The sequence below is a fragment of the Rhizobium sp. BT04 genome, from assembly GCF_030053135.1.
GTDB classification, from domain to species: Bacteria; Pseudomonadota; Alphaproteobacteria; order Rhizobiales; family Rhizobiaceae; genus Rhizobium; species Rhizobium binxianense.
On the sequence record NZ_CP125653.1, the window covers coordinates 218,320 to 241,069 of the forward strand.

22 protein-coding genes are annotated in these 22,750 nt (G+C 62.0%); 6 read left to right on the forward strand and 16 right to left on the reverse strand.

Features of this window, described 5'->3' with window-relative positions:
* The first annotated feature begins 53 nt into the window (after window positions 1-53).
* On the forward strand, window positions 54-1,319 hold the full coding sequence (locus QMO82_RS32230) for an NAD(P)/FAD-dependent oxidoreductase (protein ID WP_183610394.1): 1,266 nt from the start codon (window positions 54-56) through the stop codon (window positions 1,317-1,319).
* Window positions 1,320-1,541: 222 nt separating this feature from the next.
* Entirely contained in the window at window positions 1,542-2,573 is a 1,032-nt protein-coding gene (locus QMO82_RS32235; protein WP_183610393.1) for an aldo/keto reductase, read from the forward strand.
* Between the two features lie 108 nt (window positions 2,574-2,681).
* Here QMO82_RS32235 and QMO82_RS32240 read toward each other — a convergent pair whose 3' ends face one another.
* Window positions 2,682-4,466, reverse strand: a complete 1,785-nt coding sequence (locus QMO82_RS32240) for an APC family permease (RefSeq protein ID WP_183610392.1) — start codon at window positions 4,464-4,466, stop codon at window positions 2,682-2,684.
* 251 nt (window positions 4,467-4,717) lie between these two features.
* Between QMO82_RS32240 and QMO82_RS32245 the strand changes: the two genes are divergently transcribed.
* The 4 genes from QMO82_RS32245 (at window position 4,718) to QMO82_RS32260 (ending at window position 8,320) form a co-directional block, all read left to right on the forward strand.
* Window positions 4,718-7,084, forward strand: coding sequence for a DUF1989 domain-containing protein (locus QMO82_RS32245; RefSeq protein ID WP_183610391.1), 2,367 nt, complete (start codon window positions 4,718-4,720; stop codon window positions 7,082-7,084).
* 260 nt (window positions 7,085-7,344) lie between these two features.
* Entirely contained in the window at window positions 7,345-7,554 is a 210-nt protein-coding gene (locus QMO82_RS32250) for a cold-shock protein (protein ID WP_003548109.1), read from the forward strand.
* A 128-nt stretch (window positions 7,555-7,682) separates the two neighbouring features.
* Window positions 7,683-7,907, forward strand: coding sequence for a hypothetical protein (locus tag QMO82_RS32255; protein ID WP_183610476.1), 225 nt, complete (start codon window positions 7,683-7,685; stop codon window positions 7,905-7,907).
* Window positions 7,908-7,939: 32 nt separating this feature from the next.
* Window positions 7,940-8,320: a DUF6481 family protein gene (locus tag QMO82_RS32260; RefSeq protein WP_183610390.1), complete on the forward strand. Its 381-nt coding sequence runs from the start codon at window positions 7,940-7,942 to the stop codon at window positions 8,318-8,320.
* Window positions 8,321-8,358: 38 nt separating this feature from the next.
* On the opposite strand, the gene minE is transcribed toward QMO82_RS32260, so the two are convergent.
* The 15 genes from minE to QMO82_RS32335 form a co-directional block, all read right to left on the reverse strand.
* Window positions 8,359-8,619 carry a cell division topological specificity factor MinE gene (gene minE, locus QMO82_RS32265; RefSeq protein WP_183610389.1) on the reverse strand — a complete coding sequence of 87 codons (261 nt, stop codon included), beginning with the start codon at window positions 8,617-8,619 and terminating at the stop codon, window positions 8,359-8,361.
* The gene (minD, locus tag QMO82_RS32270; protein WP_097611766.1) at window positions 8,616-9,431 is read right to left on the reverse strand and encodes a septum site-determining protein MinD; all 816 of its coding nucleotides are present in this window, start codon (window positions 9,429-9,431) and stop codon (window positions 8,616-8,618) included. The genes minE and minD overlap by 4 nt, the downstream gene beginning before the upstream one ends.
* A 125-nt stretch (window positions 9,432-9,556) precedes the next feature.
* Complete coding sequence (gene minC, locus QMO82_RS32275) at window positions 9,557-10,276, reverse strand: septum site-determining protein MinC (protein WP_183610388.1); 720 nt, start codon at window positions 10,274-10,276, stop codon at window positions 9,557-9,559.
* Window positions 10,277-10,485: 209 nt separating this feature from the next.
* Window positions 10,486-11,088 carry a PAS domain-containing protein gene (locus tag QMO82_RS32280; protein ID WP_183610387.1) on the reverse strand — a complete coding sequence of 201 codons (603 nt, stop codon included), beginning with the start codon at window positions 11,086-11,088 and terminating at the stop codon, window positions 10,486-10,488.
* Window positions 11,089-11,227: 139 nt separating this feature from the next.
* Window positions 11,228-12,565 carry an NAD(P)-binding domain-containing protein gene (locus tag QMO82_RS32285; RefSeq protein WP_183610386.1) on the reverse strand — a complete coding sequence of 446 codons (1,338 nt, stop codon included), beginning with the start codon at window positions 12,563-12,565 and terminating at the stop codon, window positions 11,228-11,230.
* 83 nt (window positions 12,566-12,648) lie between these two features.
* Window positions 12,649-13,689: a DUF3445 domain-containing protein gene (locus QMO82_RS32290; RefSeq protein WP_183610385.1), complete on the reverse strand. Its 1,041-nt coding sequence runs from the start codon at window positions 13,687-13,689 to the stop codon at window positions 12,649-12,651.
* A 34-nt stretch (window positions 13,690-13,723) separates the two neighbouring features.
* Entirely contained in the window at window positions 13,724-14,689 is a 966-nt protein-coding gene (locus QMO82_RS32295) for a PDR/VanB family oxidoreductase (protein ID WP_183610384.1), read from the reverse strand.
* On the reverse strand, window positions 14,686-15,291 hold the full coding sequence (locus QMO82_RS32300) for a dimethylamine monooxygenase subunit DmmA family protein (RefSeq protein ID WP_183610383.1): 606 nt from the start codon (window positions 15,289-15,291) through the stop codon (window positions 14,686-14,688). The genes QMO82_RS32295 and QMO82_RS32300 overlap by 4 nt, the downstream gene beginning before the upstream one ends.
* Window positions 15,292-15,302: 11 nt before the next feature.
* Complete coding sequence (locus QMO82_RS32305) at window positions 15,303-16,436, reverse strand: aminomethyltransferase family protein (RefSeq protein ID WP_183610382.1); 1,134 nt, start codon at window positions 16,434-16,436, stop codon at window positions 15,303-15,305.
* 132 nt (window positions 16,437-16,568) lie between these two features.
* Window positions 16,569-17,453, reverse strand: a complete 885-nt coding sequence (gene purU / locus QMO82_RS32310; protein ID WP_283196663.1) for a formyltetrahydrofolate deformylase — start codon at window positions 17,451-17,453, stop codon at window positions 16,569-16,571.
* Window positions 17,454-17,548: 95 nt separating this feature from the next.
* A complete protein-coding gene (gene glnT / locus QMO82_RS32315) occupies window positions 17,549-18,856 on the reverse strand; it encodes a type III glutamate--ammonia ligase (protein WP_183608750.1) in 1,308 nt (435 codons plus the stop codon).
* Between the two features lie 81 nt (window positions 18,857-18,937).
* Window positions 18,938-20,266 carry an FMN-binding glutamate synthase family protein gene (locus QMO82_RS32320; RefSeq protein WP_097616662.1) on the reverse strand — a complete coding sequence of 443 codons (1,329 nt, stop codon included), beginning with the start codon at window positions 20,264-20,266 and terminating at the stop codon, window positions 18,938-18,940.
* A 14-nt stretch (window positions 20,267-20,280) separates the two neighbouring features.
* Window positions 20,281-20,967 (reverse strand): GXGXG domain-containing protein, encoded by a 687-nt coding sequence (locus QMO82_RS32325; protein WP_183608751.1) that lies wholly within the window; start codon window positions 20,965-20,967, stop codon window positions 20,281-20,283.
* Between the two features lie 68 nt (window positions 20,968-21,035).
* The gene (locus QMO82_RS32330; RefSeq protein WP_183608752.1) at window positions 21,036-21,941 is read right to left on the reverse strand and encodes a glutamine amidotransferase family protein; all 906 of its coding nucleotides are present in this window, start codon (window positions 21,939-21,941) and stop codon (window positions 21,036-21,038) included.
* A gap of 89 nt (window positions 21,942-22,030) precedes the next feature.
* Window positions 22,031-22,714, reverse strand: a complete 684-nt coding sequence (locus QMO82_RS32335; protein WP_183608753.1) for a helix-turn-helix domain-containing protein — start codon at window positions 22,712-22,714, stop codon at window positions 22,031-22,033.
* Window positions 22,715-22,750: the final 36 nt, after the last annotated feature.

The window sequence follows — 22,750 nt, forward strand, 5'->3', positions numbered from 1 at the left end:
CGTTTCGTGGACATGGAAGCTTAGCTGAGGGGTGAGCGATCGAAGGAGGCTGCATGCCTGGTGACAATGGCAAGGGTGCCGAGGAGGATGTCGTCATTATCGGCGCCGGCGCCGCCGGCATTGCCGCCGCCCGTCGCCTGCAAGCAACCCGCCCGGATCTTTCCATCCTGCTGCTGGAGGCCGGCGATCGTCTCGGCGGCCGTGCCTGGACGGTCGGGCTGCCCGCATCCGACATCGGGCTCGATCTCGGCTGCGGCTGGCTGCATGGGGCGCGGACCAATGCCTGGACCGCGATTGCCGGCGAGGTCGGGCTGACGGTCGATCGCACCCCTGCGCCCTGGAACGGCGGGCGCCAGCTTCAGCGGGATGGCGTCGACCGCCATGCCGCGCAAGAGGCGATCGGCACCTATTTCGAACGCCTCGAGAGCCATCAAGGCAACGACACCGATCTGGCGGCGATGCTCGAACCCGGCAATCCCTGGAATGGCCAGATCCGGGCGATCGGCACCTATATCACCGGCGCCGAACTGGAACGCTCGTCGGTCATCGATTACAACAGATACGATCCCGGCCCCGGTCCCGACTGGCGGGTGCGCGAGGGCTATGGGAGGCTGGTCTCGCTTTACGGCAAGCCGGTTCCGGCAAAGCTCGGCACCGAGGTCACGCGCATCGACCATCGTCATGCCGGCCGGATCGGCATCGAGACCAACCAGGGTGGGCTCAGCGCCCGCGCGGTGCTGCTGACCGTTTCGACGAATGTGCTCGCCGCCGGCAAGATCGCCTTCGATCCGCCATTGCCTGACAAGATCGAGGCGGCAACCCGCTTGCCCCTAGGGCTCGCCAATAAGCTTTTCCTGAGGCTTGCAAATCAGGAGGCGCTGCCGGCCGATACCCATATGCTCGGCTCCCTCAGCCGCGGCGCGACCGGCACCTATCAACTCCGGCCGTTCGGCGCTCCCGTCGTCGAGGCTTATTTTGCCGGCGACCTCGCGCATGATCTGGAGCGGCAAGGCAGGGAGGCTGCCTTTTCCTTCGCCGCTGATGAGCTGGCGGCACAATTCGGCGCTGACATTCGCAGGGAATTGTCGGTGGCTCATATGTCGGCCTGGGCTGCCGCGCCCCATATCGGCGGCTCCTATTCCTATGCCGAGCCCGGCGCTTCTGATCTGCGCGGCCTTCTCGCCGCGCCGCATGACGAACGGATTTTCTTTGCCGGCGAAGCCTGTTCGCGTTCGCGTTATTCGACGGCGCACGGCGCCTATGAGACCGGCGTTGCCGCCGCCGATCTGATCGCCGGCTCGTTGCCGCAAAATCCATAACGTCGCCGGCGGCGACGGCGGGTGGGAATATTTTTTCCCACTTGTGGCACGGGCGGGATTGGTTATGCTGCCCTCGCCCCTGCGCAGAGAGCCAGGGCGCCATACGTCATCCCGGCGGCAAGCGGCCGCCTCAAGCTCGATATTGTCATTGATTGCAGGAGCCCCGGCTTCTACCCCGACCGTTTGCGTGTCGGCTGCGGGTATCCGCATGAGGAGGAAGAAATGGACTATCGCAAGCTCGGTCCCAGCGGGACCGTCGTCACCGCCTATTGCCTGGGCACCATGACTTTCGGCGCGGAGGCTGACGAGGCCGCCTCGCACAAACTGCTCGACGATTACTTCGCCTGGGGCGGCAATTTCATCGATACCGCCGATGTCTACAGCGCCGGCAAATCGGAAGAGATCATCGGACGCTGGCTGAAGGCGCGCCCGACCGAGGCCCGCCAGGCGATCGTCGCCACCAAGGGGCGGTTTCCGATGGGCAACGGACCCAACGATATCGGCCTGTCGCGCCGGCATCTCGGCCAGGCGCTCGACGATTCGCTCCGCCGCCTCGGCCTCGAGCAGATCGACCTCTACCAGATGCATGCCTGGGACGCGCTGACGCCGATCGAGGAAACGCTGCGCTTTCTCGACGATGCGGTTTCGTCAGGCAAGATCGGCTATTACGGCTTCTCCAACTATGTCGGCTGGCACATCGCCAAGGCCTCGGAGATCGCCAAGGCGCGGGGTTATACACGTCCGGTGACATTGCAGCCGCAATATAACCTGCTGATGCGTGACATCGAACTCGAAATCGTTGCGGCCTGCCAGGATGCCGGCATGGGCCTGCTGCCGTGGTCGCCGCTCGGCGGCGGCTGGCTGACCGGCAAATACAAGCGCGATGAGATGCCGACCGGCGCCACCCGCCTCGGCGAGAACCCCAATCGCGGCGGCGAATCCTACGCGCCGCGCAATGCGCAGGAGCGAACCTGGGCGATCATCGGCACTGTCGAGGAAATCGCCAGGGCGCATGGCGTCAGCATGGCGCAGGTGGCGCTCGCCTGGACGGCGGCCCGGCCGGCGATCACCTCGGTCATCCTCGGCGCCCGCACGCCCGAACAGCTCGCCGACAATCTCGGCGCCATGAAGGTCGAGCTCTCCGAGGAGGACATGGCGAGGCTCAACGAGGTGAGCGCTCCCCAGCCTTTGGACTATCCCTATGGCAAGGGCGGCATCAACCAGCGCCACCGCAAGATCGAAGGCGGCCGCTGAGCTTCCGTCTATAACCGGATGAGACATCTCGCCCGGTCTGCAACCACCAATGAAAAAGCCGCCATGTTTCCATGGCGGCTTTTCGGCCTTTCTGCTTGGGAGGCGATCTTAGGCCGGAAGCTGGAAGATGACGTTGGCGATCAGGACGATCGCCAGGCCGCCGGCGAGCGCGAGATAAGGCAGCATGCCGGCTTTCTTGACGCCGAGATCCTGGCCGACGAGACCGAGATCCTCCATCGCGCCGGCCGGGAATTTGCCGCCGTCTCTGATATAGTGGCGATAGGCGAAGACCGGCAGGATCAGGGCGGCGAAGATGAAGCCGACCCAGAGCGCATTGGAATAACCCCAGACCTTGGCGCCGGCACCGAGGAACAGCGCGTTGACGAAGGCCAGCACGGTGTTGAGGCCGATCAGCCAGGTCGGCGCCTTCCAGGGACGTTCGATATGGCCGGAATCCATCCGGTGGATCCAGCCGGAATTGAGGTTCAGGAAGTTGAAGATGATATAGCCGACATTCGAGACGGCGAGCACGAAGAAATAGCCGCCGACATCCGAGGCGATCGCCAGCAGGAAGAGATTGAAGGCGAAATCGGTCCACATCGCCCGCGTCGGCGCACCGTGCTCGTTGACGTGGTCGAGGTATTTCGGCAGCCAGCCGTCCTTCGAGCCCTGGTAGAGCGTGCGCGACGAGCCTGCCATTGCCGTCATGATGGCGAGGAAGAGCGCCATGATCATCAACACGACGAGCAGCTGGGTGACGACGCGGCCGGCGCCGATCAGGCCGCCGAGCGCTTCGGCAACGCCGGTGCCGTCGACGATGCCGGGGGCCAGCATGCCGGCATGGCCGAGAACACCCTGGAAGGCGAAGGGCACGAGGAAGAAGAACAGGCAGCAGGCAAGGCCGGAATAGAAGATCGCCTTGAAGGTGTCGGTCTTCGGGTTCTTCAGTTCGCGGGTGTAGCAGACCGCCGTCTCGAAGCCGTAGGTCGACCAGGCGGCGATATAGAGGCCGCCGAGAAACAGCGTCCAGCCGCCGTTGCTCCAGGTGCCGTCGGCAGCGGCATAGGCAGCCGTCGGCGGCACGAGGCCGGTGACGTTGGTGGCAAGGATCTGGCCGCTGACGATCGGATAGAGGCCGATGATGAGCAGCGGCACCAGCACGATGATTGCCAGCCACTTCTGCACGCTTGCCGTTTCCGAGATGCCGCGATGCTGGATCGCGAAGATGATCAGCATCAGGATGCCGCCGATGAAGAAGGTGGCGTTGATATTGGCGGTGGCAAGGAAGGGAATGCTGAAGCTTGCGAGCGACCAGCTGCGAATCGCCGGCGTGAGCGCCGCGACGCCGTCGGTGCTGAGCAACGCCTTGACGGCGTCCTCAGGCGTGGTGCCGGCATGGGCTGCGATATATTCGGCGACGCGGGGGCTGTCGGCCGTGATGGAAGCGGCATGCGCTGAGATCCAGTCGAGGACCATCTGCGAATCCGCCGCGGGAATCGGGTAGAAAGCGTTTAGGATGTAACCGGCGGCGATGGCGCAGCCGAGCGACAGCACCGGCGACCAGGCAAACCAGTTGCACCAGACGGACAGCGGCGCGATGAATTTCGAATAACGCAGCCAGGCGGTGGCGCCATAGACCGAGGCGCCGCCGGATTTGTTGGCGAACATGCCGGCGATCTCGGCATAGGTGAAGGATTGCAGGAAACCCATCACCATCGAAATGATCCAGACGACGAAGGCGAGCTTGCCCGTCGTGCCGGCAATGCCGCCGATGGAGAAAAGAACGAGCGGCGGTACGCCCGCCGCCACCCAGAATGCGCCCTTCCAGTCGAGCGCGCGTACTAGTTTACCTTCGGTGCCGGAGGAAATTCCGGCCTCCACAACATCTGTCATCGGTGAAATTCCCCATATCTATCTGTTCCGGACGTATCTCTGTACGTCTCCCCGAACGTGTCTCCCTGACAGTCTTAAGTCCGCCCGGATGATTTTGGCGATCCGCGCTCCCAACGGATTCCCCGAGTCTGAACTCTTTATGCATAGTGAAGATATTTTCTTTTTAGTCAACTCGACTTTACTTTCCCAGGGCATTTTGTAACCTGCATGGATGGGTGTCCGAGGACGCCCGATCCTCCCATGAGGGCAGCATGCGAGAACTTCATCCTGCTACGGGCCTGCGGCCGGCCACTGCGAGCCTCGTGCATTATCCCGGCATTCCCACCCTGCCGGAGGGAACCGAGCGCTACCGGGCAAAGGGCGGCGGATCGGTCGTCGTCCGCGTTGCGGCGGGCGACCGCGTGAGCGTCGTCGACAGCGAGGGCGGGCAGGTCTGCGAGATCTCTTTCCTCGATGAGAAGGGCCGTTTCCTGGCGGCCGGTCTTGGAGCGGCGTTCAGCAAATCTGCCGAGGGTTTAAAGGCCGTTCTTCAGACGGAAGATGAGAGTGCCGGGCGCACGCGCGCAGCCCTTCAACGGCGCGGCGCCGACCTTGCGGCAGCCGGAGCGCTGCGTCTCTTCGGGACCGGATCGACCCCGGGCACCCAGGCGGATTTCACCATTTCCATGAAAGGTCTGCTGATCGTCGCGGCACCCGCCGCCGCCATGTCGCCGGAGGCACAGGATACGGCGACGCCGATCGAGATCAGGATCAAGCGCAGCCTGCTGATCCGCGATTATGCCTCCGCCCTGCCGGAGCCGGCCGCCGATCCGGTCGAGGATATCCGCATCCGGGCGGCGACCGCCGCAGCCTATTTCGTGCGTGCCGGCGAATTCATCCAGATCATCGACGTTTATGGACGCCAGTGCACCGATTTCCAGGCCTTTGCCGCCCGCAAGGTCGACAAGGGCCTCGATCTTGCGCTTGATTCCACCGTCACCCGCACGCTGCTCGGCCGCAGCTATCCGATGCCGGGCCTGCCCTCCAAGGCCTTCGACCGGGATTTCGAGCCGCTGGTCGAGGTCGTCCAGGATACGGTCGGGCGCCACGACGCTTTTGCGACCGCCTGCAATGCGCGCTATTACGACGACATGGGTTATCCCGGCCATATCAACTGCACGGACAATTTCAACGCGGCGCTGGCGCCTTACGGCATTGCCGGCCGCAAGGGCTGGGAAGCGCTGAACTATTTCTACAACACCAGTATCGACCACAACAACCAGCTCTATCTCGACGAGCCCTGGTCGCGTCCCGGCGATTATGTGCTGATGCGGGCGCTGACCGATCTCGTCTGCGTCTCCTCGTCCTGCCCCGACGATATCGACGCGGCGAACGGCTGGGATCCGACGGATATCCACGTCCGCACCTTTTCCGGAAAAGAGAAATTCTCACGAGCGGTAGCCTATCGCATGACCCCAGATGCCGACGCTGAACTGACGCGCGAAACCGCCTTTCATCCCCGCCTCTCCGCGCTGACGCGGGATTACGCCGAATATCGCGGCTACTGGCTGCCGAACCGTTTTTCCAGCGAAGGACCGGTCGAGGAATATTGGGCCTGCCGCGAGCGCGCCGCCGTTATCGATCTCTCGCCCTTGCGCAAGTTCGAGGTGACGGGGCCGGATGCCGAGGAACTCTTGCAATATTGCCTGACCCGCGACGTGCGCAAACTCTCGACCGGCCAGGTCGTCTATTCCGCCATGTGCTACGAAAACGGCGGCATGATCGATGACGGCACGCTGTTCCGGCTCGGCGACACGAACTTCCGCTGGATCGGCGGCGATGATTTCAGCGGCATATGGCTGCGTCAGCAGGCCGAGAAAAAGGGCTTCAAGGCCTGGGTGCGCTCCTCGACCGATCAGCTGCACAATATCGCCCTGCAGGGCCCGAAGAGCCGCGATATCCTGAAGGAGATCATCTGGACGGCGCCCCGCCAGCCTGCGATCGGCGAACTCGAATGGTTCCGCTTCACCGTCGGCCGCATCGGCGGCTTCGAGGGCGCCCCGGTCGTTGTCTCGCGCACCGGTTACACCGGCGAGCTCGGCTACGAGATCTTCTGTCACCCGAAGGATGCGCTGACGGTATTCGATGCCGTCTGGGAGGCAGGGCAGCCGCACGGGTTGACGCCGATGGGGCTGGAGGCGCTCGATATGGTCCGCATCGAGGCCGGGCTGATCTTTGCCCATCACGAATTCACCGACCAGACCGACCCGTTCGAAGCCGGCATCGGCTTCACCGTGCCGCTGAAATCCAAGCAGGACGATTTCATCGGCCGCGAAGCGCTGCTCCGGCGCAAGGAGCATCCGCGTCATCTGCTCGTCGGGCTCGACCTCAAGGCCAATGAGGCCGTCGGCCATGGTGATTGCGTCCATATTGGCCGAGCCCAGGTCGGCGTCGTCACCAGCGCCACGCGTTCACCGATCCTCGGCAAGACGATCGCGCTCGCCCGCATCGACGTCACGCATGCAAGCCCCGGCACCGAGGTCGAGATCGGCAAGCTCGATGGCCACCAGAAGCGACTGCCGGCGACGATCGTGCCGCTTTCCCATTACGACCCGCAGAAGACGCGGCCGCGCTCATAATGCCTCCTTTGCCGGCAATTGGCTTCTCGGCATGCAAAGCGGTCGGTATGCAACCTGATGGTGATCTCGCACTCCTGAAAAACTAAAAGTTGACAAATTCGACGTGGATGACTATATCCCGGTTGTCGATATTGCTTGTTTGACTTTTGTTATCGCACGCTGGCAACGTGCCCTGGACGAACTTCCCTCTTCAAAATCGAGATCATCATCCGCCGTGCTTGCGCACGTGCGGTCTGTCAATTGCTATGAAAGGGTTTGTTATGACCACTGGCACAGTTAAATGGTTCAATTCCACCAAGGGCTTCGGCTTCATTCAGCCTGATGACGGCGGCGCTGACGCCTTCGTCCACATCTCTGCCGTCGAACGCGCTGGAATGCGTGAAATCGTCGAAGGCCAGAAGATCGGCTACGAGCTTGAGCGCGATAACAAGTCGGGCAAGATGTCCGCTTGCAATCTCCAGGCTGCCTGAACTGAAATCTGCTTTCCTTTGACCGCGGATGTACCGGCACTGCCGAAAGCATGATACTATCAAGGTCAGGCAATTTGCCTGGCCTTTTTGCTGCGTTCGCTGAGCGACGTATGAACTCCAGGACGAATATGACAGAGTCACATAGCAAATCACGCAAGCAGGCGGAGATTGCGTTTGGAAATGCGCAATCGCAGTTCCTTGCGCGAAGCCGGACGGTCGAAGAAATCGATCCGACGGTGCGGGCCCGCGAGGAAAAGACCTTGCGGTTACGCGAAGCCCGTGAGGCCAAGGAATTGCAGGATCGCTTGACAGCGGCTACTGCTCTTGCCGCGAAGCGAAAAAACAAAATCTGACCTTCGGGTCGTCAAACAGTCAGGAAACAGATTTGAAACACGCCAGAAACAACGAGCTTTCCGATCGTCGCAGCGCCGCTGCCGAAGCCAAGGCCGCTCTCCTCAATGCGTATCGTACCGCCAAGGATACGGCCGAACCCACCCGGCTCGCAAAGCAGGCGGAGCGCCAGGCCATTGCCGCGGCCAGGGAAGAACGGCGTGCCGCGCGGGAACAGGCAAAGCTTGAGGAACTGGAGCGGGCTCGATCCGCGGAAGCGGAACGTCAGGCTGCCGCCGAGGTCGCGGAACGGGCCGAGATCGAGGCCCGCGAAGCGGCCGACAAAGACCGGATCGCGCGCGTGATCGCCGATGAAGCCGCCCGAAAGGCCGCACGCGATCTGCGTTACGCCAATCGAAAAGCCAGAAAGTCGTGATACCAAGCGCTGCCTGTCACGACAGGCAGCGCCGTCTTTCAAGCAGCCTGTACGGCTGCATTCAGCGGAATTTCGACATCGATCTCCAGGGTCGAGACAAATTCGTTGCGGTCGATCGTTACCTGCACCTTGTCGTGGTCGAGTTCGACATGCTTTGCGATGACTGCAAGGATTTCCTCGCGCAGCAGCGAGACCAGGTCAGACCCCGCCGAGGAGCGCTCGTGAGCAAGCAGCACCTGCAGGCGCTCGCGGGCCGCCGGTGCGGTTCTCTGCTTGTTGAACAGACGCAATATATTCATGCTGCCCTCCGTCCGAAGATCTTGCCGAAAATGTTCCGCTTTTCCTCTGGGATCGCGATCGGCAGAACCTCGCCGGCGAGCCGGCGGGCGGCATCGAAATAGGCCATCGCGGCCGGGCTTTTGCTTTCCGCCAGCGTGACCGGCGCACCGATATTGGAGGCGCGCAGGACATCCATGCTCTCAGGCACGATGCCCAGCAGCGGGATGGACAAGATCTCCAGGACGTCGTCGACCTTCAGCATGTCGCCGCGTTCGGCGCGGTTGGCGTCGTAGCGGGTGAGCAGCAGATGCTTTTCCATCCGCTCGCCGCGTTCGGCTTTGGCGGTCTTGGCATCCAGCAGGCCGATGATGCGGTCGGAATCGCGCACCGACGAGACTTCCGGGTTGGTGACGACAACGGCAACGTCGGCATGGCGCATGGCGAGCGTCGCGCCGCGTTCGATCCCGGCGGGGCTGTCGCAGATGATCCAGTCGAAATAACGCTTCAGGTCGTTGATGACGCGCTCGACGCCTTCGGCGGTCAGATTGTCCTTGTCGCGTGTCTGCGAAGCCGGCAGCAGGAACAGGGTTTCCAGCCGCTTGTCGCGGATCAGCGCCTGGGGAAGCTTGGCGTCGCCCTGGATGACATTGATCAGGTCGTAGACGACCCGGCGCTCGGCGCCCATGACGAGGTCGAGATTGCGCAGGCCGACGTCGAAATCGACGACGACGACTTTTTCATTGCGTTGCGCCAGTGCCGCTCCCAATGCGGCGGTCGAGGTCGTCTTTCCGACCCCGCCCTTGCCTGACGTGACGACGATCACTTTCCCCATGTTTCTCTCCTTTGCCGTGGCCCTCTGCATAATTCCTTAAATCGGCATCGATTTAAGGAATTATGCAGTAATTCAAAGTGTTGCAGCATCCCCCGCGCATCTCGAAGAGACGCGCGGCGCTGTCGTCAGATCAGTTTTTCCGCCATGATCGCGTCGTCTTCGAGCCAGAGCTGAACAGCCTGTCCGCGAAGATTGGGGGCCATGTCTTCCGCCATTTTGTAGATGCCGTCGATGGCCACCAGCTCGGCCTCGAGCTTGCGGCAAAAGATCTGCGCCGATGCGTTGCCGATGGAGCCCGCCATGGCTCGGCCGCGCAGCGCGCCGTAAATATGGACCGATCCCCCCGCGATCACCTCGGCGCCGGAGGCGACCGATCCGATGATGGTGACGTCACCTTCCGGAAAGATCACCGATTGTCCCGAACGCACAGGTTCCCGGATGACGATCGATTGCATTGCCGGACGGGTCTCGGTGACTGCCGGTTTGCCGGGCGGATCGACAGGCTCCTTTGCCTGAACCTCGATATCGGAAACCGATCGGCCGCCTTTGAGTGCCGGCGGCATGCCCGAACCGAGGATCGACGGCCGCGCGCCTTCGATGCCCATGATGCTGACATTGCGCTTGGCAAGTTCGGCAATCAGCTCCTTCAGCTGCGGCTTGTCGATCTGCAGATCCGTCAGGTCGAGCACGACAGGCCGGCCGAGGAAAAAGCCGGCCGAACGTGCGGCCAGATCGTCCAGCCTGATCAACCAATCATCGATCGGAAGATCCGGGGACAGCATGACCGCGAGGAAAGAGCGGCCCTTGATGCGGATAGAGCGAGCGTCTGTTAGCACTTTGGTCATCTATGTGAAGAAATCGTTGACCATGTGTAGCGCTGCTATGGTTAACAAAAAGTTAACGCGGCCTTAATATTACCCGTAACGACATGAGATTCTGCAAGTTCAGGATTGTCGCAACTTATTGGAAAGGCTTGATATTCCCCAGCGCACCACGCGGTTAATAATACGGCTTTCCGCTTGGGCCGCAAATCCGCCTCTGCGCTGGTTAACGCTCAGCCTTCCGCCTTGCGTTGTGCGTTGGAAATAGCGCGTGCGGCCTCTTCCGAGGAGTTGGCGAGCGTGCGCATCTCGGCGGCCAGCACGGCAAAACCTGATCCGGCCGTACCGGCGCGGGCGGCTTCGATGCCGGCATTGACGGCGAGCAGCTTGAGGTAGCGCAGGGATTGCAGGATCTCGCTGGTCTTTGAGGCGGTGACGCGCATGTCGGCGGTCTGCTCGTCGATTCGCTGGTAGAGTGATTCGATGTTGATGATGCTGCCTTCGAGATAGAGAAGTTCACCCTTGTCGTCCCAGATGCCGCCGCCGGTCTCGGTCACCCAGATCAGATGCCCCATGGCATGGCGGATGCGGTATTCCATCGTCCAGTCCGTGCGCTTTTCCAGCGCCCGTCCGACGATCTCGTCCATCAGAGGCACGTCTTCCTCGTACATGATCGCGGTGAAGGTGCGGGTGCGGTTGCCGATGATCTCGTCGGCGGGATAACCGAAGATGCGCTCGACGCCGTCGGTCATCTCAAGCATGGTGTAGTTTTCGTCGGCGCGGCAGCGGTAGAGAAAACCGTTCATGCGCCCGAGAATGCTCGTTTGAAAATCCATGAAGGCCACATCCGAAGAGAAGAGTTGCAGATGGATTTATGCCGTCTCGCTATAGGTCTTTATGCCGACGCGTGTCGTCGTCGCGATATGCCGGAAGAGCGTGCACGAACACCCTCCTCCGGCAATGCAGGCCCCCTCGTCAGTTGCGCAGATATTCCTCCATGGAATCGTCGAGCGCCTCGACCCAGGGCGTGTGGTGCGTCGGCGACATGTTGCCGGTCATCAGCGACCGATAGGCATGGTCGCGGAAGCCCATGATGTTATGGGCCTTGTGATGTTCCCACTCCATGAAGGTCCGGTTGGTGCCCTCGATGTCGAAGGAGGGATAATCGGTTTCGGCAAGCAGTTCCTTCACATAGTCGCCCTGATACCAGATCATCTGCTCGGCATCCTCGAGCGTCTCCTCGCGGGCGCGCCACATGTCGAAATTGGCCTTCAGCTCCTCTTCCGGCGGCAGGGTGATGCGGCCCATCATCACGTCGCGCGCCCACCAGGCCTGCACGTCGAACATGTTGAAGGTGTAGAACTGGTCCTGCATGCCGATGTAGAAAAGCTGCGGGTTCTTGTCGAAGATCACCCCCTTGTAGAGGCTGTCAGCCCAGAGGCGGTTGGCGGTCTTCAGCCGGAGATCGTCGGGCAGGAAGGGGAAGTGGTGCTGGTAGCCGGTGCAGAGGATCACGGCGTCGACCTCCTTGGTCGAGCCGTCGAGGAAATGCGCCGTGCGGTTTTCGAGCTTGGTCAGCAGCGGCCGCTCCTCGAAATTCTCCGGCCATTTGAAGCCCATCGGCTTCGAGCGGTAGCTCGTCGTGACCGATTTTGCGCCGTATTTCCAGCATTGCGAGCCGATGTCTTCGGCCGAATAGCTGCGGCCGACGATGAGGATATCCTTGCCCTTGAACTCCAGCGCGTCGCGGAAATCATGGGCATGCAGCACCCGGCCGTTGAAGGTCTTGACGCCCTCGAAATAGGGCACGTTCGGCGTCGAGAAATGACCGGATGCCACGACGACATAGTCGAATTCCTCGTCATACATCCGGTCCTCGATGCGGTTATGCGCCGTCACCGTGAACTTCTTCGTCTGATCGTCGAAGCGGACCATGCGCACCGGCGTGCTGAAACGCACCCAGTGGCGGACATTGGCCTTCTCGACGCGGCCCTTGATATAGTCCCAGAGCACGGCGCGCGGCGGGTAGGAGGCGATCGGCTTGCCGAAATGCTCCTCGAAGGAGTAATCGGCAAATTCGAGGCATTCCTTCGGGCCGTTCGACCAGAGATAACGATACATGCTGCCGTGCACCGGTTCGCCATATTCGTCGAGGCCGGTGCGCCAGGTATAGTTCCAGAGTCCGCCCCAGTCCGACTGCTTTTCGAAGCAGACGATCTCCGGGATTTCGGCGCCCTTCTGGGCGGCCGATTGAAAGGCGCGCAGCTGCGCCAGCCCGGAAGGACCGGCACCGATGACGGCAACTCTTGTCATGAAGCATTCCCCTCTTGATGATATCGCATTGCCTGGATTGCGCGTCTGCAAAGACGCGCGGCTCTGGTGCGCATCGCTGCGCGTCAGTCGGGATAGATGCCGGGGCTGGTTGGAGCCCCGTCGTCATATTTGGAAAGCCAGTCGATTGTCGTCTCGCGGAAGCGGGTGAGCCCCTTGTAGTCGATCAGCTCCGGCGGCAGCGTCTTCAGCACGCGCGGGAAGCGCCGCGCCCATTTCGGCACGGTGACGAGCTCTTCCATGTTCATCAGGTAGCAGCGGATGACGAAGAGGATGGCGTTCGAGCGCGGCAGGCGCCAGAGGCTCTGCAGCTCGACGCGCAGATGCACCTTCTCGCCGACATTGTCAGGCGTCACCGTGGTGCGGTCAGGACCCCACTTGTGATAATTCTCCGGGCTGGTGTCGAGGCGCGGATTGATCGTCATCGTCCAGTTGAAGCGCCGTGTCGGCTTGCCCTGCTGCAGGTTCAGCAGGAATTTCAAGGCCCGGTCGAAGACGCCGATTTGATGGGCGAGCGGCACCGGCCCGTGCCATTCCATGAAGTTCATGCCGATGTCGAAATCGAGCGACCAATCGGCCTGCGTCGTCACCATGCCGGCATCCATCCAGAGATTGCCGTCGCGCTGGTCGACGATGCAGAAATCGCCCTGGGCCTGGCGGGTAATATATTCGAAGGGCTCACAGGGCAGCGTCGAGGCATCGCCGAAGGTGAAGCTGTCGTCGATGCCGAGCGGTCGATTGATCCAGCGCCATTGGTCGCCGTCGCGGATCAGCGTGAAATGGTCGGGGTAGCCCGCCGCCTGCTGTTCCATCAAAAGTTCGAGCGTATCCCACTGCGCGCCCATCATGTGCGGCAGCGCCTGGTAGCGCAGCGGATCCTCCTTCAAGACCTGCGCCCGGTCCTGCATCTCGGCGACATAATGTTCGTCGACGTCGATCAGGCTTTCATAGACGGTCCCCGGCCGGCCGTGCACATGCGGCTCCATATTGACCGAATACATGTATTCGTCGCGATCGAAGGGAAACGGGAAGCGGCGGATGTTACCGGGGCTGTTGCGGTAGCTGAAATCGTCCCGGAATGTTTCCTGCTTGAAGGCGATTGCCATGTCCGGTCTCCTTGTTCCGCCGTGTCAGATGCCGCTAGAGATCAAGATGCAGCGTGTTTCCCTCGAAGCGGGAAACACAGATCATCACCTTGCGCCCGGATGCTTTTTCTTCGCTCGTCAGATAGACGTCATGGTGCAGCAGCTTGCCGTCGCAGGTGACGACTGCGGTTTCGCATTGACCGCAGGCGCCGCCGCGACAGAGGAAGGGCGCGTCGACGCCCGCCGCCTCGATCGCTTCCAGCATGCTTTCGTGATGGCCGACCTTCACGGTCTTGCCGGATCGCAGGAGTTCGATCGCGAAGGGTTTGCCGGGCAGCGACGACAGGAACCGTTCCGAATGCAGGTTCTGCTCCGGCCAGCCGGCGTTGAGACCGCTTTTCAGCACGCCGTCGATCATGCCGGAGGGGCCGCAGACATAGAGATGCGTGCCGAGCGGCTGGCTATCGAGCAGGCGCGTCAGCGGGATGGCGCCGCCTTCGGCATCGCAATGGATCTTAATCCGATGCGGACCATAGCGCTCCTGGAGTTCCCGCCAATAGGCGCCGCGGTCGCGCGTGCGGATGGCATAATGCAGTTCGAAATTGGCGCCCTCGCGGGAAAACTGCTCCATCATCGCAATGAAGGGAGTGATGCCGATGCCGCCGGCGATCAGAAGATGCTTGCGCCCGCGCCAGTCCGGCTGGAAGAGGTTGACGGGATAGCTGACCTTCAGCTCGTCGCCTTCCCGCACCTTCTCATGCATGAAGGTGGAGCCGCCGCGTGAATCCTCGACATGCAGCACGCTGATCTCATAGGCCGCGCAATCATGCGGCGGCGACATCAGCGAATAGGCGTTGCGGCGCATGTGGCCGCCATCGTTCATCGAAACGATGACATGCGCGCCGCCGGAGAAATATGGCATCGGCTTGCCGTCGAGGCGCTCGAAGCGAAAGCGCTTGATGCGTTCGGCGATCGGCGTGATGCGCGCCACGCGGACGGGAATTTCAGTGCCACCGCTCAAAGGAACAACTCCTCCGGCTCGGGTGCACTGCCGGGCTCTTCCGCATCGATATTGACGCCCTGGAAGGCGGCGAGCCGGCGCGAATAATGATCGCGCACCAGAAGCGAGAGCCCGCAATGGCTGCAGGCGAAGGGGCTGGTGGTGACGTCGTCGGTGATGCCTTTGCAATGGACGCATTGCACGCGCCTGGCCAGCGAGCCGCGGTGCTCGGTGATAGCAGAGGCATGGTCCATGCCGTAATCGAGCGCGACGAGCATCGCCTGGCCGATGAAACCTTCGGTGCCCGAGATATAAAGCCGCGTGCCCATATGGGCGGTGGCAAGCGAGCCTTTCAATCGGAAGAGCAGCGTTGCGATCGTCGGGGCGGTGAAGAACATGTCGGCGCCGAGGTGGCGAAGCGCCTCGTCCAGGCCGGTGCCTTGCGAGCCGCGGGCGACATAGAGAATCTCGCTGCGGGAAAGCGCCGCTTCGTCAAGCGCCGGCTGCTGGTCGAGCAGAGCCTTGGCGCCCTCCCCTTCGAGTGCGAAAATGTGCCGCCGGGCATTGGGCTGGATGGTCAGGCCCGTGTAAACTGGTCGGCTCTTGATGCCTGCAACGAGCATTGGCGTGCTCCTTAACCCAGGACAGTCCTCTTCTTCTTCTCCGGATCGTCGAAGGGAAGCGTGTGGGCGGTGGCGCCTGCCTTGACGGTCTTGCCGCGGACGTCGAGTTTCGTCCCATGCACTGCCTTGTCAACATCGAGACGGGCGATCGCCATGGATTTCTTCGTCAGCGATGAATAGCTCGGGCAGGTGATGACGCCGACTTTCTTGCCGTCGGCAAAGACCTCGTCGCCGAGATCGGCCGGCCCGTCGGCATCGATCAGCATGCCGAAGATCTTGAAGCGCTCCTTGCCCTTGAGGCGGGCATGTTCCTCGGCGCCACGGAAACCCGTCTTGCCGGGGCTGACGGTGAAGTCGAGGCCGAGTTCCCAGAGACTGTCGCCGGGCGGCTGGTCGGCGAACGGATACATCTGCGAATTGTCGTAGGGGTAGAACAGCAGGTAGCTTTCGACGCGCAGCATGTCGAGAACCGAGAAGCAGCAGGGGATGATGCCCATCTCCTTGCCCTCCTCGACGATCCGGTCCCAGACCATGACGGCGTCCTGGCCGCGCACGAAGATCTCGTAGCCGCGTTCGCCGGTATAGCCGGTGCGCGAGATCATCACCGGCGCGCCGAACAGCGTCGTCTGCATGTGATGGAAATATTTGAGATCGCGGATGCCGGGCACATATTTGGCGAGATAGTCGACCGCGAGCGGGCCCTGCAGCGATAGGTCGTGCAGGTCGTCGTCGAAGAGCACGGCGCAATTGCGGCCGGCGGCCTGCCTGACGACCTCCTCGTGGCCGGAGCCCGAGCCATGCACCAGCATCCAGGAATTCGGGCCGGTGCGATAGACGATGCAGTCGTCGGTGAAATGGCCGCGCTCGTTCAGCATGGTCGCATAGACCGAGCGGCCGGGATAGATCTTCGTCAGGTCGCGGGTGGTGATGTAATCGAGCACGGCGATGGCGTGCGGGCCGACCAGGTGCACCTTCTTCAGGCCGGAGACGTCCATGATGCCGGCCTTGGTGCGGACGGCGACATGCTCTTCCGACATGTCCTTGTCATAGGTCCAGGCGGTCCCCATGCCGCTCCAGTCCTCGAGCTTCGAGCCAAGAGCGCGGTGCCGATCCGCTAAGGTGGAGAAACGCCATGATAGAGCCATTTTCGTTCCCTCTTGTTTCCTGTACGGAATATTTATTTCTTGACTATATAAGTCTTTCGCGTCGTGGCAAGCCCATCCGGCATGCATTTCCCCAAAACTTCTGTAGCATCTGGCCTGCCGCCGACGACCCTCTTACCCCATGCGTTCGGAGGCGTAGCTGCCAGGGCTGGCCGGGAAGACGACGGTGCGGTTGCCGTTGATGAAGGTGCGGTGATGGATATGGGCGTGGATGGCCCGCGCCAGCACCTGGCTTTCGACATCGCGGCCGATCGAGACATAGTCGTCGGGCGACTGCGCATGGGTGATGCGCGCCGTGTCCTGCTCGATGATCGGGCCCTCGTCGAGATCGGCGGTGACGTAATGCGCGGTTGCCCCGATCAGCTTGACGCCGCGGCCATAGGCCTGCTTGTAGGGATTGGCGCCCTTGAAGCTCGGCAGGAAGGAGTGGTGGATGTTGATGATCTTGCCCGACATCTTGCTGCACATCTCGTCCGACAGGATCTGCATGTAGCGGGCGAGCACGATTAGCTCGGTGCCGGTCTGCTCGGCCACTTCCATGATCCGGGCCTCGGCCTGCACCTTGTTGGCCTTGGTGACCGGAATATGGTGGAAGGGGATGTCGTGATTGACGACGACCTTCTGGTAGTCGAAATGGTTGGATACGACGCCGACGATGTCGATCGGCAGGGCGCCGATCTTCCAGCGGTAGAGCAGGTCGTTGAGACAATGGCCGAAGCGCGACACCATCAGCAGCACCTTCATGCGCTTCTCGCTGTCGTGGAATTCGTATTCCATTTCGAAGGGCGCGGCGACGGCGGCAAAATCGGCGCCGATCTCGGTGCCGGAAAGTCCCTCTTCGGAAATGAAGCTGACGCGCATGAAGAACTTGCCGGTATCGAGATCGTCGAACTGGCTGGAATCGATGATGTTGCAGCCCTTCTCGGCCAGATAGCTCGAAATCGCCGCCACGATGCCGCGCGTCGATGTGCAGGATACGGTGAGTACGACGTTCTTCATGCTGTCTCTTCCTTCGCCGTTTCAAGCGCAGAGGGCCTGGTCACGCCGGAACTGTCGGCGTGACCAGCATGTCACTGCAGATGTCTGCCCGCTTCTCAGATGTCGAGCGTGCTGTCGCGTTCCCACTGGGTGAAATGCGAGCAGTATGCATTCCATTCCCGATGCTTGAGCTTGAGATAGGCGGCCGAAAACTCGGCCCCGATCGCCGCCTTCAGGCCCTCGTCGGCATCATAGGCGCGCAGCGCATCGAGCAGGTTGAGCGGCAGGCGCGGCGCATCCTTCACCAGATGCCCCTCGGCATACATGTCGATATCGTAGTGCGGGCCGGGGTCTGCATGGCTGCGGATACCGTCGAGGCCGGCGGCGATAATGATCGCCTGTAAGAGGTACGGGTTGACCGCCCCGTCCGGCAGGCGCAGCTCGAAACGTCCCGGCCCCGGCACGCGCACCATGTGGGTGCGGTTGTTGCCCGTCCAGGTGACGGTGTTCGGCGACCAGGTGGCGCCCGATGTCGTGCGCGGCGCGTTGATGCGCTTGTAGGAATTGACCGTCGGATTGGTGATCGCGGCCAATGCGGAGGCATGTTTCATGATGCCGCCGAGGAAGGTTTTACCCTGGGCGGAGAGCCCGAAGGCCATTTCCTTGTCGGCAAAGGCGTTGACCTTGCCGTCGACGTCCCAGACCGAGATGTGGGCATGGCAGCCGTTCCCGGTCAGGCCCTTGAACGGCTTCGGCATGAAGGTGGCGCGAAGGCCGTGCTTTTCGGCGACCGACTTGACCATGAACTTGAAGAAGGAGTGCTTGTCCGCCGTTTGGAGCGCGTCGTCATATTCCCAGTTCATCTCGAACTGGCCGTTCGCGTCCTCGTGGTCGTTCTGATAGGGCTTCCAGCCGAGCTCGAGCATGTAATCGCAAATCTCGGCGATGACATCGTAGCGGCGCATCACCGCCTGCTGATCGTAGCAAGGCTTCTCGGCGGTATCGAACTGGTCTGAAATCACCGAGCCGTCGGAAGAGATGAGAAAGAACTCGGGCTCGACGCCGGTTTTTACCCGGAGCCCTTCTTTCGCAGCTTCGGCGACCAGTCTTTTCAGCAGCACACGCGGTGCCTGTTCGACAGGCTGATCGTCCATGACGCAGTCGGCGGCAACCCAGGCGACGTCCTTCTTCCATGGGAGCTGGATGACGGAGGAAGCATCGGGAACCGCAAACAGGTCGGGATGGGCCGGCGTCAGATCGAGCCAGGTCGCGAAACCCGCGAAACCGGCGCCATCCTTCTGCATGTCGGCAATGGCTTCAGCCGGGACCAGTTTGGCGCGTTGACCGCCGAACAGGTCGGTGTAGCTGATCATGAAATATTTGATGCCTTTGTCTCTGGCAAAAGCAGCAAGGTCCAGTGTCATTTCTCGTTCCCCTTTGGATTTCTTGGAGACACTTAGGTTATGGATATGAGACGGCCGGGACTCTTGCCCGGCCGGTAGAAATCAGAAGCCTCCCTTGCCGGGAATCCAATTGGTGCCGGCGAGCGGCACCTGCGCCATGGCCGATGCCTCGATCGTCAGTGCGACCAGGTCTTCCGGCTCGAGATTGTGCAGATGGTTCTTGCCACAGGCACGCGCGATCGTCTGCGCCTCGAGCGTCATGACCTTGAGGTAGTTGGCGAGGCGGCGGCCGGCCGCAACCGGGTCGAGGCGTTTTGCGAGCTCCGGATCCTGGGTGGTGATGCCGGCCGGATCCTTGCCTTCATGCCAATCGTCATAGGCGCCGGCCGTGGTGCCGAGCTTCTGATATTCCTCTTCCCAATGCGGGTCGTTGTCGCCGATGGCGACGAGCGCCGCCGTGCCGATCGCCACCGCATCGGCGCCGAGCGCCAGCGCCTTGGCGACGTCGGCGCCCGAGCGGATGCCGCCGGAAACGATCAGTTGCACCTTGCGGTGCATGCCGAGATCCTGCAGCGCCTGGACGGCCGGACGAATGCAGGCAAGTGTCGGCATGCCGACATTCTCGATGAAGACATCCTGCGTCGCCGCGGTGCCGCCCTGCATGCCGTCGAGCACGACGACGTCGGCGCCTGCCTTCACGGCAAGGGCAGTGTCGTAGTACGGACGCGCGCCACCGACCTTGACGTAGATCGGCTTTTCCCAATCGGTGATCTCGCGCAGCTCCATGATCTTGATTTCCAGATCGTCGGGGCCGGTCCAGTCCGGATGGCGGCAGGCCGAGCGCTGGTCGATGCCCTTCGGCAGATTGCGCATATTGGCGACGCGGTCGGAGATCTTCTGGCCGAGCAGCATGCCGCCGCCGCCGGGCTTGGCGCCTTGGCCGACCACGACTTCGATCGCATCGGCGCGGCGCAGATCCCTAGGGTTCATGCCGTAGCGCGACGGCAGGTATTGGTAGACCAGCGTTTGTGAATGGCCGCGTTCCTCATCCGTCATGCCGCCGTCGCCTGTCGTGGTCGACGTGCCGGCGATTGTTGCGCCGCGACCGAGCGCTTCCTTGGCATTGCCGGACAGCGCGCCGAAACTCATGCCGGCAATGGTGATCGGCGTCTTCAGCGTGATCGGTTTCTTGGCGAAACGGGAGCCGAGCACCACTGTCGTGTCGCATTTCTCGCGGTAGCCTTCGAGCGGATAGCGCGAGATTGAGGCGCCGAGAAACAGCAGGTCGTCGAAATGCGGAACCTTGCGCTTGGTGCCGGCGCCGCGGATATCATAGATACCGGTCGCGGCGGCGCGGCGGATTTCGGCGAGCGTATAATCATCGAACGTCGCGGATTTGCGCGGCGGGGTGTAGGGGTTGTGGTAGCTCATGGATGTCCCTCGCCTCAATACGCGTCGGCGTTGTCGATGTTGAAATTGTAGAGCTTGCGGGCCGAGCCGTAGCGTTTGAACTCTTCGGGCCGGACGCCCGTGACCCCGGCGCGCTCGAGCAGTTCGGCAAGCTTGTCCAGATGTTCCGGCCGCATCTCTTTCTCGATGCAGTCGGAGCCGAGGCTCTTGACCTCGCCGCGGACGAATAGCTTGGCTTCGTAGAGCGAATCCCCCAGCGCATCGCCGGCGTCGCCGAGCACGACGAGATGGCCGGACTGGCCCATGAAGGCCGACATGTGGCCGATGCTGCCATGAACGACGATGTCGATGCCCTTCATCGAAATGCCGCAACGCGACGCCGCATTGCCCTTGATGACCAGCAGGCCGCCTCGGCCGGTGGCGCCGGCATACTGGCTGGCGTCGCCCTCGATGACGACGGTGCCGGACATCATGTTTTCGGCAACGCCCGGACCGGCCGAGCCGTGAACCGTCACCCTGCCGCCGTCATTCATGCCGGCGCAGTAATAACCGACCGATCCCCTGACAGCGACCGTGACGGGGCTGTCGATGCCAACGGCAACGGCATGGCTGCCGCGCGGATTGACGACTTCGAATTCCGTGTCGTTGGCCCCTTGAGAAAGGGCGTGCAGCGCGCTGTTCAGTTCGCGAAGAGGGGTGTTGGAAAGATCGAATATGGGCATTTATTCCTCGTTGGGAATCCTTGTTGATCTGGGAGACGGTCCGCGCCGGCTCTCGGCTCTCGCGCCCCTCAGGCGGCCTTGTCGTGATCCCAGAAGTAAACGGTTGCCGGCTCCGGCTCCCAGACACGGGCATTCTCGATGCCGGGAAGGTTGACCAATGCGCGGTATTCCGAACCGAAGGCGACATATTGCTCCGTCTCGGCCATGACGGCAGGCTTGCAGGCGATCGGGTCGCGCACCACCCCGAAGCCGGACTTGGTGCCGACGACGAAGGTGAAGAAGCCGTCGAGATCGTCGAGCGCGCCGGTCAGCGCCTGGCCGAGATCCTTGCCCTTGGCCATTTCGGCCGTCAGATAGGCGGCGGCGACTTCGGAATCGTTCTGCGTCTCGAAGGTCATGCCTTCGCGCACCAGTTCGCGGCGCAGGTTGTTGTGGTTGGACAGCGAGCCGTTGTGCACGAGGCACTGGTCGGCGCCGGTCGAGAACGGATGGGCGCCAAGCGTGGTAACGGCCGATTCAGTCGCCATGCGAGTATGGCCGATGCCGTGGGTTCCGCTCATCGAGCGGACGCCGAAGCGCGCCACGACCTCTTTCGGAAGGCCGATTTCCTTGTAGATCTCGACGCTTTCGCCCGATCCCATCAGGCGGACTGCCGGGCGGATCTCTTCGAGCGCCTTGCGCACCGCTCCAAGCTTGGACGCGTCCAGCTCGATGACCGCATGGGTGCTCTTGACCGATACGTCGGCTTTGATGCCGGCCTTTTCGAGGTCGCCGGCCAGGCCGTCGAAGTCCACGCCCGGATTGGCGGACTGGATGGTGATTTTTGCCCTGCCCTCGGCCGTGCCGCCATAGATTGCGATACCGGCTGAATCCGGTCCGCGATCCGTCATGGTGATCAGCATATCCGAGAGCAGACTTCCCAGCTGAGGTTCAAGGCTCTTGTCCTTGAGGAACAGTCCTACAATGCCGCACATAGCGCGTGCCTCCGTTCATGTTGAGAAAGGACTAGCAGGTCTGTATCAGGATATCAACTGGGAAGAATAAAATTTTCCTCTAAAGCAAATCAGCCCCCGGAACTCTGCTGGGGATAACTGATGATCGAGAGGTACTTGCTCGGCAGTTTCACCAGCTGTTCCGGCCCATGCGGCGCATCCGCGTCGAAGAACAGGCTGTCGCCCGGCTGCATCTGGAAAAGTTGGTCGCCGTGGCGGTAAACCACTTCGCCTTCGAGCATGTAAAGAAACTCCATGCCCTCGTGCTGGAAGGTCGGGAAGATGTCGGAATCAGCCGTCAGCGTGATCAGATAGGGCTCGACGATGACGCCGCTGGTATTGTTGTCGATATGGCCGAGCAGATTATATTGGTGGCCGGCGCGGGTGCCGCGCCGTTCGAGCTCGATGCCCTGCCCCGCCTTGACGAAGACGGCATTGCGCGGTTCCTCGAAGCGGCGGAAAAAGGCGGTCAGCGGTACGCCGAGCGCCCGCGACAGCGATTGCAGCGTCGTCAGCGACGGCGAGATATTGCCGTTTTCGATCTTCGACAGCATGCCGAGTGAAATGCCGGTCGCGGCCGCCAGATCGGTGACCGTGATGCCGAGTTTCTTGCGGTAGGCGCGCACCTCGTGGCCGATCGCCATTTCGAGGTTGTTTTCCTTCGGTTCCCGAACGGCGTGCGGGTCCTGGGAAAAAGGCGCGCGTCCGCCATGCGCCTGTTCCGGTTGCTCTGCCGCTTCACCTTTGGCTTTCATCGGATTTCCACTGCCGCCTTCTCTTTTGTCAGAGGG

What these genes read in the sequence shown, in the direction of transcription:
- QMO82_RS32230 (WP_183610394.1), top strand. Translation starts at nt 54, where the DNA reads ATGCCTGGTGACAATGGCAAGGGTGCCGAGGAGGATGTCGTCATTATC.
- QMO82_RS32235 (WP_183610393.1), top strand. Translation starts at nt 1,542, where the DNA reads ATGGACTATCGCAAGCTCGGTCCCAGCGGGACCGTCGTCACCGCCTAT.
- QMO82_RS32240 (WP_183610392.1), bottom strand. Translation starts at nt 4,466, where the DNA reads ATGACAGATGTTGTGGAGGCCGGAATTTCCTCCGGCACCGAAGGTAAA.
- QMO82_RS32245 (WP_183610391.1), top strand. Translation starts at nt 4,718, where the DNA reads ATGCGAGAACTTCATCCTGCTACGGGCCTGCGGCCGGCCACTGCGAGC.
- QMO82_RS32250 (WP_003548109.1), top strand. Translation starts at nt 7,345, where the DNA reads ATGACCACTGGCACAGTTAAATGGTTCAATTCCACCAAGGGCTTCGGC.
- QMO82_RS32255 (WP_183610476.1), top strand. Translation starts at nt 7,683, where the DNA reads ATGACAGAGTCACATAGCAAATCACGCAAGCAGGCGGAGATTGCGTTT.
- minE (WP_183610389.1), bottom strand. Translation starts at nt 8,619, where the DNA reads ATGAATATATTGCGTCTGTTCAACAAGCAGAGAACCGCACCGGCGGCC.
- minD (WP_097611766.1), bottom strand. Translation starts at nt 9,431, where the DNA reads ATGGGGAAAGTGATCGTCGTCACGTCAGGCAAGGGCGGGGTCGGAAAG.
- minC (WP_183610388.1), bottom strand. Translation starts at nt 10,276, where the DNA reads ATGACCAAAGTGCTAACAGACGCTCGCTCTATCCGCATCAAGGGCCGC.
- QMO82_RS32280 (WP_183610387.1), bottom strand. Translation starts at nt 11,088, where the DNA reads ATGGATTTTCAAACGAGCATTCTCGGGCGCATGAACGGTTTTCTCTAC.
- QMO82_RS32285 (WP_183610386.1), bottom strand. Translation starts at nt 12,565, where the DNA reads ATGACAAGAGTTGCCGTCATCGGTGCCGGTCCTTCCGGGCTGGCGCAG.
- QMO82_RS32290 (WP_183610385.1), bottom strand. Translation starts at nt 13,689, where the DNA reads ATGGCAATCGCCTTCAAGCAGGAAACATTCCGGGACGATTTCAGCTAC.
- QMO82_RS32300 (WP_183610383.1), bottom strand. Translation starts at nt 15,291, where the DNA reads ATGCTCGTTGCAGGCATCAAGAGCCGACCAGTTTACACGGGCCTGACC.
- QMO82_RS32305 (WP_183610382.1), bottom strand. Translation starts at nt 16,436, where the DNA reads ATGGCTCTATCATGGCGTTTCTCCACCTTAGCGGATCGGCACCGCGCT.
- purU (WP_283196663.1), bottom strand. Translation starts at nt 17,453, where the DNA reads ATGAAGAACGTCGTACTCACCGTATCCTGCACATCGACGCGCGGCATC.
- glnT (WP_183608750.1), bottom strand. Translation starts at nt 18,856, where the DNA reads ATGACACTGGACCTTGCTGCTTTTGCCAGAGACAAAGGCATCAAATAT.
- QMO82_RS32320 (WP_097616662.1), bottom strand. Translation starts at nt 20,266, where the DNA reads ATGAGCTACCACAACCCCTACACCCCGCCGCGCAAATCCGCGACGTTC.
- QMO82_RS32325 (WP_183608751.1), bottom strand. Translation starts at nt 20,967, where the DNA reads ATGCCCATATTCGATCTTTCCAACACCCCTCTTCGCGAACTGAACAGC.
- QMO82_RS32330 (WP_183608752.1), bottom strand. Translation starts at nt 21,941, where the DNA reads ATGTGCGGCATTGTAGGACTGTTCCTCAAGGACAAGAGCCTTGAACCT.
- QMO82_RS32335 (WP_183608753.1), bottom strand. Translation starts at nt 22,714, where the DNA reads ATGAAAGCCAAAGGTGAAGCGGCAGAGCAACCGGAACAGGCGCATGGC.